The following is a 14,406-nucleotide window of genomic DNA, read 5'->3' as shown; positions in this document are numbered from 1 at the left end:
CAATGATGCGACATCTTCAGTCCACGGTTCTACCCTACATTCGATCGACAGTTCTGCCCTCAAGACCAGCTCAACTCTTGATTCAAACGGGCATCAAGTGGGATCAAGATAACGGCCCCGGTATGGCAGCCTCGCTTGCCTACTTTGCGCTGTTTTCCCTATTTCCGATGCTGTTAGTCATTCTGAGTGTGATTGGAGCCGTGATTGGTCCCAACACGGAAGCATTTCAAACCATTCAAGAAGCTGCCCAGCGATTTTTGCCCCCGGAAGTGCATGATCTTGTTCGGGATACGGTGATTGCCTTGAACCAAAACAGTGTCGGAGCCGGACTGATTGGCTTTGGCCTTTTGGTGTGGACTTCTAGCGCCGTCTTCACCATTCTTAGAAGTTCAGTCAATAGAATTTGGCGATCGCCAAGTCGGGCATCCGAGGTTGGTTCGGTGTCTAGAATGGTGCTTTTCTTTGTTGCAAATCGATTGTTTGCATTTCTGTTGGTGCTAGGAGTGGCGCTCTTGTTACTGACTTCATTAATCTCCAACATTGTTATTAAAACTATTCTTCAACTAGTTAGTAATTTTCAGCATACGTTTTCATTTATTGAGGTCGATGAATTGCAACTGACGCGCGGCTTGCAAACTAGCTCATCGTTTTTGCTATTGGCCATTGCGTTTTGCATTTTGTTCAAAATTTTGCCCTCGGTTTATGTCAGTTGGCAAGATGTGTGGTTGGGTGCACTGCTGACTGCTCTGTTACTCGTGGGATTGCAGCAATTGGTTAGCAATAGCGTCATTACGATCGGAAGTCACTTTCTCTCCTATGGAGTCATTGGCAGCGTCATGATCCTGTTACTGTGGATTTTCCTGACCTGTCAAATTTTCTTGCTAGGCTGCGTATTTTCTTATGTATATGCACAACTTTTTGGTAGTCGTCGGCATAGAACCTCATGAATCAACCAGGAACCGTACAGCTAGGACGAAAAGGATTTTGGGCAATCAGTTTGACGTTATTCATGATTGCCTATAGTGTGAGCGTCATGCCAGCAATCATGCCAGCGATCGTGTCTGATTTCAATTCCAGTATTGGTTACATTCAAAGTATTCTAGTACTATTTTCGCTTGTGACAGCTTCCTTCGCTCCTACGACTGAGAACCTGTGTCGCTTCTATGGCCGAACGCCCGTCTTTCTCTTGGGGTTGATGCTGTATGGCATTGGCATTGCGCTGACTGCCCTCAGCCCTGCGATGGGAATGCTCGCCGTCAGTTTTTCGCTGTTGACTGGGGTAGCTGCAACCCCGTTGATTAGCACCCCCTGGGCCATTGCTGACTTGGCGTTTGATGGCAAAGCAGAAGAGCAAGCGAATGTAGCGCTGATTGTGGCCTCGTCCTTGGGGGGACTGTCTGGCGCGTTGCTAGGCGGCTATTTGGCGTCGCAGTTTAGTTGGCGTTGGGCCTTTGCACCAGCTTTGGTCGTTTTAGTGGTGGTTGGACTGTTGCACCGATCGCTCCCCAGGCTAGTGACCCGCTATCAACAACCGATCGATTGGGTCGGCGGGTTACTGTCCTTTTGGGGACTGGGCTTTATTTTAATCGGCATTAGCCTATCGGCTGAGTTTGGCTGGTGGCAACCCAAGCGCCTGTTTACAATTGCTGGTGTGGTGATTCCTCCCTTTGCCCTGTCGATCGTCCCCACCCTAATTGCGGTTGGCATAATTTTGTTGGGGTTCTTTATCTTCTGGCAGCGACGGCAGGCAGATCGACGCATGGCCTCGTTATTACGAGCCGGACTATTACGCAAGCGTGGTTTCGTATTAGGCTTGCTGACTGCTATGCTGCATACATTAATTACAACTGGATTACAGTTTAATTTATTTCAATTTGTGCCTGTAGCGCTGTCACTAAATCCGTTTCAGACTGCGCTTACTATTATTCCCTACAACATTACGATGATTATTGTTGTGATTGTAATTCTCAAGTGTTTGATGTTAGGCGATCGCATCCCACCAAAATATATTGTACATACTGGCATTGTTCTAATTGCGATCGGAATTGGATTACTTTATCGTAGCTTACAGACGCAAATCACATCCTTAGATTTAATGCCAGGATTAATTGTGATGGGTATTGGCTCTGGTTTATTTCTATCCTATATTAGTAAACTGACTTATTCTGCTGCCACAGCCGATGAAAAACCAGAAGGTTCAGGAATCTATAACCCAGTACAGAATTTGGGTAGTTCCCTAGGACGAGCTATTCTAGGCACAGCTTTGATTTCCTTTGCCTCTCGAAACATTGTAGACGGTCTTCTAGAAAAGATGGGTAGAACTTTACCTCCTGTTCAACGCAATCAGATCATTGCGCAATTGCAGGAAATGATTCAAACGCTGTCACGCCAAGAACTTGAAGCTACATTATCTAGCCAATTGCCGCCCTCGATTGCTCCGTTAATTCGCCCGATCGGGCTAGAAGCAGCGCTGGTAGGAATGCGAACCTCCTTGCTGATTGCTCTGCTATGTACAGGAATTTGTTTGATGCTGGCGGCCACCTTGCCTAAATATCCGGCCCAGGCATTTTGTAAGCTACCTGAAAGAGCTAGCTATGAGTAGGTGAGTGCTCCATAACGGTTCGTGCTGTTACCTATGAGTTTCATATAACTTTTCGCTAGGATTTGCGTGCTAGGTTTTGACGTTAGTTCTACCTATCTACTTAATTTATTCTAAACCAAGGTTTTTTATAATTACTAATCGTGCATTTAATTTATGTTTGGCAATGTTGTCGCTCGTTCTCTTGGTCGGCTGTACGACTGAATCGCCTCAATCTACGTAGGACAAGAAAGCAGAGTTGTGCACCAATTTAGCTCGATTCAACACAGCCGTGGCTACGCTTAAGAGCATCAGCCCCAGTTCTACCGTAGGAGATTTGCAACAAGCGCGGGATCAAGTGCGAACAACGTTTAATGATGTGAAGCAGTCAGCCCAAACGGTGCAGGAAGCAAAAGTGACTGAGCTAGAGCAGACCTATCAAGATCTCGATCGCGCCGTATCCGCTGTTCCTAAGACCGCCACCCTCGCTCAAGCTAGAGACTCAATCAGCCCCCCAAGTCGCAGCCGTAGAAGCGGCCCAATCCCAGTTGGACTCAGTCCTCAATTGCCCATAGTATTTTGAAACAAGGGAAGTTGACAAAAACCTCTCCTGTCTTCTTACTTTCCGCTTAGGTCATCACTCTATGCAAGTTACTACCAGTCACCCTCAAGGACTTAGCCATGCCGAAGCAGCCCATCGTCGCGCCAACGGGCAAGGTAACGATTTGCCATCGCAAACCAGTCGTACCTACTGGGAGATTTTGCGAGACAATCTCTTCACGTTCATTAACGGTGCGTATTTTTTCCTGAGTCTGGTGCTGATTGCGCTGGGGCGAGCTAGCGATGTGCTGGTGTTGGCGTCTGTTGTTTTGTTGAATGTCGTCATCAATGTGGTGCAGGAAATTCGCGCTAAGCAAAAACTTGATCAGATTGCGTTAATTACTCGACCAAAAGCCAGCGTGATTCGAGAAGGACAGGAACGATCGATCGATCCTAGTGAGATTGTGGTGGGCGATGTGTTAGTGGTGCGTCCGGGAGATCAGATTGTTGTCGATGGGGTTATCGTTGGGGATGGAGCAATCAAAGTCGATGAGTCGTTGTTAACAGGGGAATCGGATTTGATTGCCAAGCAGGTGGGTAAGCCCGTCTATTCCGGCAGTTTTTGCGTCAGCGGCTCCGCTTGCTATGCAGCTGAAAAGGTTGGGGCAGAAAGCCTAGCCAGTAAAATGACCGCCGAGGCTCGAAAGTTTCGTAAAGTGATGACTCCGTTGCAGCATCGCATCAATTTGATGATTCGTCTATTGTTGGGCGTGGCGATCGTGCTGGGATTAATTACACTGTTACGGATGGCGCTTGGTATCACCTCGATTACAACTGGCGTACAAAACTTGGCAGTCATTGTAGGATTGGTGCCAATCGGGTTATATTTCATGATTACCCTTACCTATGCGTTGGGGGCTGTGCGGATTGCTGAACAAAGCGCGTTGGTGCAACAGTCCAATGCAGTGGAATCGATTAGCAATGTCGATGTTATGTGTTTGGACAAAACAGGAACCCTGACGGCGAATCGCATTAATCTACAAACGGTACAGCCCATTGACATCGATCGAACAGAATTAGAAACCGCCTTAGGCGATTTTGCAGCCAGCGCCTCATCCAGTAACAAAACCAATGACGCCATTGCCACAGCCCTACCCTCTGTCAAGCGATCGGTGAAGCTGGAAGTGCCCTTCGGCTCTGCCCACAAATGGAGCGGTATGATCTTTGCCGATCGTCCCGGAATCTATATCCTGGGTGCGCCTGAAATATTGGCAACGGTGCTTCCCTTGTCTGAAGATCTTCAAGAGTCCATTCGCCAAGGAGCCGATCAAGGTTTGCGAGTGCTGCTGTTTGCCCATAGTCCTATGGTGAGCGATCGACAGGATGCGGCTGGAAATCCAGTATTACCACCGAATTTGCAACCGTTGGGAATCCTCTACTTTGGCGATGAACTGCGTCCGGATGCCCGTGAAACTTTGGCAGAATTTCGTCAGGCTGGCATTCAAGTCAAAGTCATTTCTGGTGACAATCCCACCACTGTAGCCGCGTTGGCCAAACAAGCTGGCTTAAGCCAAGATATTATTGCCGTGTCGGGCCAAGATTTAGCAGAGATGGACGAGGCTGTGTTCACCCAAACGGCAGAAGACGGCACGATTTTTGGGCGCATTACTCCCGAACAAAAGGCTCGTCTTGTGAAAAGCCTTCAGTCTCGCAATCACTATGTTGCCATGATGGGAGATGGGGTGAATGATGTGCTGTCGCTGAAGCAGGCGAATGTGGGCGTGGCCATGGAAAGCGGCAGTCAGGCAACTCGGGGTGTGGCTGATATTGTTTTGCTCAAGGACACATTCAGGGCGCTGCCCAAAATCTTTTTGGAGGGGCAACGGATTCGCAATGGCGTAGCTGACATCACCAAGCTGTTTATGGTGCGTATCTTCTCGTTTACGCTGGCAATCGTCGCAATCGGCATGATTGTCCTGTCGTTTCCCTTTGGCATTAAAGCCAGCACGATCGTTACCTTTCTCACTGTTGGGATTCCGCCGTTCTTTGTCACGCTATGGGCCACGCCCGAAAAACCTCGCAGCAGTGATGGCGACCCGTTTTTACATTTTGTGCTTCCTGCCACGTTGACCTTATCGTTGATGAGTATTTTGGTGTATCTTTTCTTCTTAGCGGAAAACATCGGCCCGATTTTTGAGTGGCTGAATGGACAGATTCCCTTTGATGAACTGGGTCGGCAAATTACTAGAGCCGATATTGTCAGAGCACAACGAGTGGCTGAAACAGCGCTGATTACCCTGCAAGTGTTCGGAGGATTGCTACTGTTGCCATTCCTCAAACCGCCAACAACCGCCTGGGTGGGGGGAGAACCGCTGAGCCGAGATTGGCGCTATACCCTGCTGGCGGGGATAGTTTTATTGATTTATCTAGTGATTCTTGCTGTTCCTGGTTTACGCAACTTTTTTGAACTATATCCGCTTGAGTTTATTCACTATCTAGGCATCGGATTAGCAGCCGTGCTGTGGGCACTCGTGGTACGCTTCTTCTGGAGACATGCCTTGCTCGATCGATTTTTGGGTATCAAAATTAGTCCATCTATCGCTGAGAATGAATCAGGCTATTAGGTACACCTCTATACACCTAACACGCCAACGCATACAAGCAATTAAATTGCTTGCTGATCCATTCAACATCAAAAACCGATCGATAAATTGGATTTTTGGTGCATAAATAACCACAGCGCTTTGTCACCAAACCTGTCAAAAAAAGCTGTTCTTGCTTAGAGGAACCATCCAAAGGAACGGCAGCAAAGGAGGAAAAAGATTCCGATAGTAATACCTGTTGATATAGCTCCAATAGCGAAATATTGTATTGTTTATTCGCCAGCAACCGATCGCGAATGGTGCGCAGATGTTCGGGATCATCGTGCAATTCCCAATGTTGAATAACGTGAGATCGCACTATCTGTTCTACCCAGAACGCTTCTGTGCCTGGAACGAGACTAACACCTTTTTCAGTTGTGCTCCATGCCGCTTGCAAGGCAAGTTGGCAAAGCTTTTGGGTTAAAAATGGTTGCCCTTGAGTCCAGTAGAGAATTTCCTGAAAAACCGCTTCTGGACGGTTGATATAGGGTTCTAGTTGCCTAATCAGGGGGGTTGCCTCATGCAATTGAAATTCATGCAATTCGATCGCAGTACCTGACTCAAAGAGAGTGTTCTGACCGCTTGCCACTAAGTCGGTGGGGGTCGCGACTCCAAATACGGCAAAGTCTAGTCGATTGAATACGGAATTGTCAGCGCGCTGCTGATAGCAATAATCAATCCATGCAAAAAAGTCATTCAGTGAAAACTGGAGGTGTAAAAGACTATCAATTTCATCAATGAAGATGAACAGTCGTTGGGCTTGAATTGAAGGTAAAACTTTGGTTTCAATAAATTGATGCAACTGTTGCACAAATGATAAATGCTGTTGTTTTGCCCACCAGCTTTGGAGGTTGAAGGATTCTGTTAAGTTCAAGGTATAGTATAAGGTGGTGACGATACCGCGATACCACTGCATCGGAGTCACGGCTTCACCTGCAAATTGAGTCATGTCTAGATACACACAAGCAAACCCTTCCTTCTGCAACCGATCGCTAGTGCGCTGTAGAAGTGATGACTTGCCCATTTGGCGCGAATTCAACACATAGCAAAATTCGCCTCTTTTTAGAGCATGGTAAAGTTGGTCATCAGCTTGACGCACGACATAGGTTGGATCATTATTCCGAAGGCTTCCTCCAATCTGGTATTTCATCTCCATTGGAAAGGTCATCCTGTTGTTGAAGGTGTTAGCTGCGAGTGATACAAACGAGTTAATAAGTGAACTTTTATTGAACTTTTAACTAATGAATTGAAGAAATAATCTTAGGGAACTAGCAGGTTGAGGCGAATTCTTGATCCGATCGTTCTAACTTGAACAATTGGCAGTCCTAATTCAGTAGCCGATATGATACAGGACTTACACTTACACCTAAGCAAAGTGTTGGCAACGTTGCCGTCAAGCAAGTTCTAGCCTAACAATCAACGCTTTGGGTATCCCACCTCAGAGCACCAGCAATGATGTCAGGGAGCGTAACCGGGTTAAACGGTTTAGCGATTGCGGTGACAATTCCAAGTTGTTGCAGCTTTCCAGGTGTGAACCAGCGTGCTCGAACTGTTAAAAGCAAGACTGGAATCGATTGAGTTAAGGGGTTCTGATGAAGCCGTTGAACAAAGGTGATAGCATCCATGCCAGGCATCAGAACGTCAAGAAGAATCGCATCTGGGTGAGCAACAGCTATCTGATTGAGTCCTTCCTGGGCAGAGGCAACGGTAATCACATTCCATCCGGCTAAGTCGCTCAGGCAAGCATGAACTAACTCTCGAACACTTGCTTCATCATCAATTAACAAAATTGTCTTAGCTGATGTGCTTGTCATCTTTCTGCCTCGTACCTTTGTTTGACAAAGCCTGCATTAGTTTAGATTGAAGTTTTGTTTTCAAGTTTCACTGTAGAACTGCACCTTGCCAAACTAAAACAATCGGTAGGAATAAATCGGCAGAAATAAACAAGAGATGATTAAAGGAATGATGAAGACAGGGTCAATCAACTAAATTATCTTTGATGGAAGTTACTTGTGGAACATATGTATGACCATTTGCCCCGCATTGCCTAAAACCCACATTCGGTTCTTACCCTACACGGTTTCTTCCACTCGCTCATATTCAGTGATAGGAGCCTGCTCAAACATCGTTGCATATAACCATCCTGCACTGAGTGCGCCAATGATAGGAGCAACCCAAAACAGCCATACCTGTCCAAATAATTCAGATCCAGCGAACAACGCCATACCTGTACTGCAAGCAGGATTCACAGATGTATTCGTGACAGGAATGCTGATTAGGTGAATCAGCGTCAAGGCTAAACCAATTGCAGCCGGGGCAAAGCCGGACGGAGCACGACGATCGGCTGCACCCAAAATAATAATCAAGAAAAAGAAGGTAAGCAATACTTCGATCAAGAAACAGGCTGCCAAGGCATAGCCATCGGGAGAGTGCACATCATAACCATTGGTCGCCAGAGGGGTGGAGCCAGTTAGAGTGAACCCTTCGCGTCCACTCGCAATGACATAAATTGTGCCACCAGCTACGATCGCTCCAAGTACCTGAGCCACAATATACGGCAGCAAGTCTGAACCTAGGAATCGCTTCCCTTCCCATAAACCGAAGGACACAGCAGGATTGAGATGGCAGCCAGAAATGGGGGCAATGGCATAGTCCATCGTCAGAACAGTTAAACCAAATGCCAACGATACACCCAGCAAGGCAATACCTAATGGATTTGCATCGTTACTATATGGAAAGATAGCAGCTAGAACGGCACTACCACATCCGCCAAATACTAACCAAAAAGTACCGAGAAATTCAGCAAAACAGCGCTTTGCAAGCGGCATCTCAGCGCTCCTCTCAACAATGATTGTTCATATTATCGAGAGTAGAGCAACAAGATAAGAAACTAATAAGGGCAGTAAAACTTGCAGCATGGCTGAATCGAAATCTGACTCTGCATGCCTCCCCTCGCTCAATCAGCTAGCAAGTGCCCCACTACTGAGCGATTGTACGAACCCAATTCTGAATGAGTCCGTTGACTTGATCGGGGACTTCATCATGGGGGCAGTGCCCGGCTTGCAAATAATATTCTGTCAGGGATGGATAATATTGGCGAAATTTGGCCCCTTGGCTTCTAGCATTAATCCAGGGATCGCCCTCGCCCCAAAGCATCAGCAGCGGACAGGTAATCTGCTGTAGAAGCTTATCATTCTTTTCCCCCTGGCTGGCCTTGAACACAGAAGCAAACACCTGGGCGGCTCCAGGATCGCAAGATGGGCGATAGATGTCCTCGACTAGCTCATCCGTGACAGCCGTTTGATCGAGGTAAACATTTTGCAGAGTTTTGCGAATTACAGACTTCTGCCGAACGTATTGAAACAGTAAAAAACTGGGAAGCGGCTGTAATAATAGAGCACGAGCACCATCAGATAGAAATTTTTGCACTGGATTGGGTTGGGGAACTGGCTCGGTGGGAGTGAAGGGACCGGCACAATTAATTAATACTAACCCGGCTGCCGATTGTGGGCGTTGGGCGGCAACACAGAGTGAGGCATAGCCTCCTAACGAGTTTCCCACTAGTACCACCGATCGCCCAATGATTTCGGTAATAAAGTCGTGCAATTGGTCACGCCAAACGTTTCCGTTATAGTCAATATTTGGCTTTGCCGATCGTCCAAACCCTAATAAATCGATCGCCCATACGTCAAAGGCTTGGCTGAGGCCGGTAATATTCTTGCGCCAGTGATCGGTTGACGCACCAAATCCATGAATCAGCAACAGCGGCGGGCGATCGCTAGCGGAGGTTTCAGTCGTTGATGTGCAATTAGCCTTAACGTAGTAAATAGAATGCCCTTGCCACTGCCAATAATTGCCAGTCTGTGGGGAGACAGTTACCTGCATGGTGAAGTTTAGCGCCAATGAACGTGAAGCAATGTTAATTATCCTAGCGTACGGGACGAATGAACGTGGGAGTAGCCTCGGTAGGTTTGCCTAGCCCACCTCCCAACTAACCTGACCCAAACTAGAACGAGGAGTGGATAGGGGATGACCATTCAATCGCAACCCAAAAAAATAATTGCGTCTGAGAAGCGTAGTAAGTTTAAGCGGCTCTGGTTCGAAAAGCTGATGGCGGCGATCGTGCTGCTGAATTTTGTGCTGGTTCTCTTTGATCTCAGCTATGTTCCCTGGCGCGACTTTTACTTGGTGCAGGCTCCGCAATTTACCCAATGGTATGGACAGCAGTTCAAAGGCATCAGTGAAGAGCGGTTCACAGTCCACTATCTCGACAAAGTGCAGGCGTTGGAAGATCAAGTCGCTGTATCAGGGGTACAATCCCCTCAAGTGGCCGCCTTGCTAGACGAATTACAAACGGTCAGTGCTCAAATGGTGAATGAAGATCCATTCCAAGGGGCGGGCAAATCGGGAACCCTGGAGCGGATCAAACATCGAATGCGTGAACGGCTCGATCGCGATTCGGCTAAAGAGGCCTTCGCGGTGTTTTGGAGTCAGGACTATTTAACTGAAGCGGGCTGGACAGAGTCGATCGAATTCTTCAATCAAGAAATTAGCCCGTTAATTGCAACGAATTATCATCGTCAAATTGGCTTTGATGGCAACCCGCTCGATCGGTTTTGGCGCATTGACCTGTGGTTCACTGGGTTATTTGCCCTGGAATTTCTAGCCCGCACTATTTATCTAAGTCGGCGCTATCAGGGAACTAGCTGGCTCGATGCAGTGGTTTGGCGCTGGTATGATCTGCTGCTGTTGTTGCCATTTTGGCGCTGGTTACGCATTATTCCCACAACTGTACGTTTGAACCAATCGAATTTGGTGGATCTTGATCCAATCAACAACCGCATCATTCGCAGCTTGGTAGCCGGCGTCGCCGTAGAAATCACTGAAATTGTTGTTGTCCGCATTATCGACCAAGTGCAAGATCTGATTCGACAGGGCGAGGCAACACGCTGGCTTTTGAGTCCCGATGGTGGACGGCGCTATATTGACATCAATGGCATTAATGAAATTGAGGCGATTTCAGGCCACTTGACTCAAGTGTTGGTGTATCAAGTTCTCCCTAAGATCCGCCCAGAGGTGGAAGCTGTGCTGCAACATGTTGTCTCCACAGCCTTAGGGAGTTCTGCAACGTTTAGTCGCCTGCAAAATCTACCGGGAATGAAGGATTGGTCTCAACAACTCACACAACGCCTTGTATCCGATGTTTCAGAAAATAGCTACCATGCCATGACTCAAGTGCTGGAAGATGAAACGGGCAGTAAGCTGATGAAGCAGTTAATGACCCGATTCGGCGAACTATTTCGATCGGAAATTCAACAGGATGATACCCTTGAAGAGATAGAGTCGCTGTCGATCGCGCTGTTAGATGAAATAAAAATTAACTATATCAAACGGGTAGAGGCCGAAGACGTTGATGTGTTGCAAGAACGCAAGAAGGAATTATACGGCGTAACGCAGGGCGTCAGTCGAGGGCTACTAACCGATTAGCATCGATTCGATCGATTCGTTGGAGCTTACTAGAGCCTGCTAAAAACTAACACGATCTCAGGAGAGATGCGCTACACTTGTGCATATCTAGTGGCTAGTCACATCTAGCCAGATAGATGCTATGTCACTAGGAAGTGGGTCGGTGCCCACTTTTTTTAATTTTGGTTACTTTTGATTTCCTTTGCCCGGCGCATAGCCCGGTTTCTGCTTGAAGCAATGACTCATCCTTTGATCCCCCAGATAATTGATTTGGCAAAACCCGTTGCGGACTCTTTGGGGTTAGACGTAGTGGGGGCCGTTTTTCACACCAATCAACATCCTCCGGTGCTGCGGGTCGATATTCGAAATGTAGCGGGTGATACTGGGCTGGATGATTGCGAACGCATGAGTCGGGCACTAGAGGCGGCTTTGGATGCGTCGGAACTGATTCCAGATGCCTATGTGCTAGAGATTTCTAGCCCTGGCGTTCCTCGTTCCCTGACCACCGATCGCGAGTTTGCATCTTTTAAAGGATTTCCGGTCGAAGTGACAACGGCCGAGCCGCATAACGGTCATACCATCTGGACAGGGCAGTTGATTCGGCGAGATCATGAGTCGATCTATCTAAGTCAAAAAGGGCGACCAATCACGATTCCGCGTCATCTAGTGAGTCAAGTTCAACTCATTGACCGAGCAGAATGAGAGTTTGAGGATCTGTCATCTGAGGTGTTGAGGTTATTATCAGTGGCTTGCTGTTTGTCTGCGATCGGGAGCAACGCTCAGCAAGCACGAATAGCTGCTTAATTCGTCTATTGAATCACTATTAAAAGTCACGATTCCAGTTCCCTTCGTCTAATTTACAAGTCCAACATGGCACTGAGGTTTTGCTTATGTCGATGGTTACTTTGCCTGGTTTACAAGAAATGATTGATAGTATCAGTCGTGAACGCAATCTCCCCAAACATGCAGTCCAAGCAGCGTTGCGAGAAGCGCTATTGAAAGGGTATGAACGCTATCGGCGTACCCATCGGGCAGATAGCACTATTTTTGATGAAGAATATTTCAATAATTTTGAGGTAGAGCTAGACGTAGAAGATGAAGGTTTCCGGGTGCTGGCTACCAAAACGATCGTAGAAGCGGTTTCCAACCCCGATCATCAAATTGCTCTGGAAGAAGTTCAAGAGGTTGCGGCAGAAGCGCAGTTGGGAGATACGGTCGTATTGGATGTCACCCCCGATCAAGGTGAATTTGGTCGAATGGCGGCAATTCAAACCAAACAAGTGCTGGCGCAAAAACTACGCGACCAACAGCGGAAGTTGGTGCAGGAAGAGTTTCAGGAGTTGGAGGGCACAGTTTTACAGGCGCGAGTCCTGCGGTTTGAGCGGCAGTCTGTGATTATGGCGGTTAGCAGTGGGTTCGGTCAACCAGAAGTAGAAGCCGAATTGCCCAAGCGCGATCAGCTGCCCAATGATAACTATCGAGCTAATGCCACGTTTCGGGTTTACCTGAAAAAGGTGCTGGAAGGCTCTCATCGCGGACCTCAATTGCTAGTTTCAAGAGCAGATGCAGGTTTGGTTGTAGATTTATTTGCCACTGAAGTTCCAGAAATTGAAGATGAAATTGTTCGCATTGTGGCGGTGGCGCGAGAAGCAAATCCACCTTCGCGATCGGTCGGTCCTCGGACTAAGATTGCAGTAGATACCCTGGAACGAGACGTAGACCCAGTTGGAGCCTGTATCGGAGCACGCGGCTCTCGGATTCAAGTGGTAGTTAATGAATTACGCGGCGAGAAAATCGACGTGATTCGCTGGTCTCCTGACCCAGCTACCTATATTGCTAATGCTCTCAGTCCGGCTCGGGTAGAGGAGGTGCGGCTAATCAACCCGGACGAGCGACAAGCCCATGTGTTAGTGCCGGAAGATCAGTTGAGTTTGGCGATCGGCAAGGAAGGGCAGAACGTGCGATTGGCAGCGCGTCTCACCGGATGGAAGATTGATATCAAAGACTCAGCGAAGTACGATTACGAAGCAGAAACCCGCAAAATGCAAGCGTTGGCTGAAGAACGACGGTTAGCCCGCGAAGCCGAGGCGATCGATGATGAGGAAATGGATGATTTCAATTCAGATCAGGAGGCGCTAGACATGCTGGATGAGGAAGCAGCCGATTCAGACTACTTCGATGAAGCCGAGGATACACAAACTCAAGGCAGCGACGGATTTGGTGTAGAGAGTCGTGAAGCGCTGCAACGTCCGAACGTTTGAGCAGCTAACGCAGCCAGCGAATTGAGATCAAGGTTAAACTTAAGGACTAGGGGATAAGAAATGCTGAACGGCATCAGTCCTAAGTTCTGACCTAAGTTCTGAACTCTTGTTTACTTAGGGAAATCGCACCTTTATCTCTGCTGGCTGCTGGTTAAATCCCTGTTTCGACCTGGTATCGGTTTATGCCCCCTCATTACCGTCGCTGTGTCAGTTGTCGTCGGGTTGCTCCTAAACAGTCTTTTTGGAGAATTGTTCGGGTCTTTTCATCTGGCACAGTACAATTAGATCAGGGGATGGGACGATCGTCCTACCTATGTCCCACTATTGAGTGTTTACAAACGGCACAAAAGAAAAATCGGTTAGGGCGTGCACTTAAAACACCAGTGCCCCCAGAAATTTATCAAACGCTTTGGCACCGTCTATCGTCATCTACGTCATTGGAGAAAAAAGAGTTAGAGGAATAGCTTGAAGTCCGATCCAACTTGAATCTAACCCTATGTGCGCTTTCCTGCTGGAGCCTCGATCGTTCTAGAATGATTGGTGTAATCACCATAGTAGAATAACTCCTAAGCAGTGAACGTAACTAAAGTAGGGCTATTGCTAGAGCAAGACATTTGAGGTAGCCTGTTGCAACAGTTTGTGGAGGCAGAAGGTTCACGAAGGGAAAGTCGATGGTAGCAAGGGTGCTGCAAATCAATCAAAGGAACCTTATAGCCGGGCCTACGTCCAGCGGCGGAGATTTCTTCATTTTTTGAAGCGTTTGTGCAAAATTGGGAAAAAGGCCGTTTGTAAAAGTGAAAACGGCTTTACACTAACCTGAGATAGAAAGTAACAATGAAAGTAATGATTTGATCGGAGGCAGCAGCCATGAACTGAAAGTTGGCAAATTCTGAATACTGATATTAACGCTGTGGATTGG

The 14,406-nt window shown here is 47.5% G+C and carries 12 protein-coding genes; 8 read left to right on the top strand and 4 right to left on the bottom strand.

All coding sequences use genetic code 11. The features are described from left to right. Nucleotides 1-2 precede the first annotated feature (2 nt). From OXH18_RS23110 to OXH18_RS23095, 4 genes are all read left to right on the top strand, one after another. Nucleotides 3-947 (top strand): YihY/virulence factor BrkB family protein, encoded by a 945-nt coding sequence (locus OXH18_RS23110; protein WP_268609857.1) that lies wholly within the window; start codon nt 3-5, stop codon nt 945-947. Then, complete coding sequence (locus OXH18_RS23105; protein WP_268609856.1) at nt 944-2,602, top strand: MFS transporter; 1,659 nt, start codon at nt 944-946, stop codon at nt 2,600-2,602. The genes OXH18_RS23110 and OXH18_RS23105 overlap by 4 nt, the downstream gene beginning before the upstream one ends. A gap of 268 nt (nt 2,603-2,870) precedes the next feature. Next, nucleotides 2,871-3,161 carry a hypothetical protein gene (locus tag OXH18_RS23100; protein WP_268609855.1) on the top strand — a complete coding sequence of 97 codons (291 nt, stop codon included), beginning with the start codon at nt 2,871-2,873 and terminating at the stop codon, nt 3,159-3,161. Nucleotides 3,162-3,222: 61 nt separating this feature from the next. After that, complete coding sequence (locus tag OXH18_RS23095) at nt 3,223-5,742, top strand: HAD-IC family P-type ATPase (RefSeq protein WP_268609854.1); 2,520 nt, start codon at nt 3,223-3,225, stop codon at nt 5,740-5,742. 16 nt (nt 5,743-5,758) lie between these two features. Here the strand turns inward: OXH18_RS23095 and OXH18_RS23090 are convergent, their stop codons facing one another. From OXH18_RS23090 to OXH18_RS23075, 4 genes are all read right to left on the bottom strand, one after another. Further along, nucleotides 5,759-6,928, bottom strand: coding sequence for an AAA-like domain-containing protein (locus OXH18_RS23090; protein ID WP_268609853.1), 1,170 nt, complete (start codon nt 6,926-6,928; stop codon nt 5,759-5,761). 241 nt (nt 6,929-7,169) lie between these two features. Further along, nucleotides 7,170-7,574 carry a response regulator gene (locus OXH18_RS23085; RefSeq protein ID WP_268609852.1) on the bottom strand — a complete coding sequence of 135 codons (405 nt, stop codon included), beginning with the start codon at nt 7,572-7,574 and terminating at the stop codon, nt 7,170-7,172. A gap of 258 nt (nt 7,575-7,832) precedes the next feature. Beyond that, nucleotides 7,833-8,588 carry an aquaporin Z gene (gene aqpZ / locus OXH18_RS23080; protein WP_268609851.1) on the bottom strand — a complete coding sequence of 252 codons (756 nt, stop codon included), beginning with the start codon at nt 8,586-8,588 and terminating at the stop codon, nt 7,833-7,835. Between the two features lie 151 nt (nt 8,589-8,739). Continuing rightward, on the bottom strand, nt 8,740-9,645 hold the full coding sequence (locus OXH18_RS23075) for an alpha/beta fold hydrolase (protein ID WP_268609850.1): 906 nt from the start codon (nt 9,643-9,645) through the stop codon (nt 8,740-8,742). Nucleotides 9,646-9,789: 144 nt separating this feature from the next. Between OXH18_RS23075 and OXH18_RS23070 the strand changes: the two genes are divergently transcribed. The 4 genes from OXH18_RS23070 to OXH18_RS23055 all read left to right on the top strand — a co-directional run bounded on the left by OXH18_RS23070 (nt 9,790) and on the right by OXH18_RS23055 (nt 13,951). Beyond that, nucleotides 9,790-11,247, top strand: a complete 1,458-nt coding sequence (locus OXH18_RS23070) for a hypothetical protein (protein WP_268609849.1) — start codon at nt 9,790-9,792, stop codon at nt 11,245-11,247. Between the two features lie 216 nt (nt 11,248-11,463). Next, a complete protein-coding gene (gene rimP / locus OXH18_RS23065; protein ID WP_268609848.1) occupies nt 11,464-11,928 on the top strand; it encodes a ribosome maturation factor RimP in 465 nt (154 codons plus the stop codon). Nucleotides 11,929-12,116: 188 nt separating this feature from the next. After that, the gene (gene nusA, locus OXH18_RS23060) at nt 12,117-13,487 is read left to right on the top strand and encodes a transcription termination factor NusA (protein ID WP_268609847.1); all 1,371 of its coding nucleotides are present in this window, start codon (nt 12,117-12,119) and stop codon (nt 13,485-13,487) included. A 182-nt stretch (nt 13,488-13,669) separates the two neighbouring features. Next, nucleotides 13,670-13,951, top strand: coding sequence for a YlxR family protein (locus OXH18_RS23055; RefSeq protein ID WP_268609846.1), 282 nt, complete (start codon nt 13,670-13,672; stop codon nt 13,949-13,951). The last annotated feature ends 455 nt before the right edge of the window (nt 13,952-14,406 follow it).

It is taken from the genome of Thermocoleostomius sinensis A174, from assembly GCF_026802175.1.
Classification (GTDB): domain Bacteria; phylum Cyanobacteriota; class Cyanobacteriia; order Elainellales; family Elainellaceae; genus Thermocoleostomius; species Thermocoleostomius sinensis.
The sequence above is the reverse complement of the archived record's forward strand: the minus strand, read 5'-3'. Positions and strand labels throughout refer to the sequence as shown.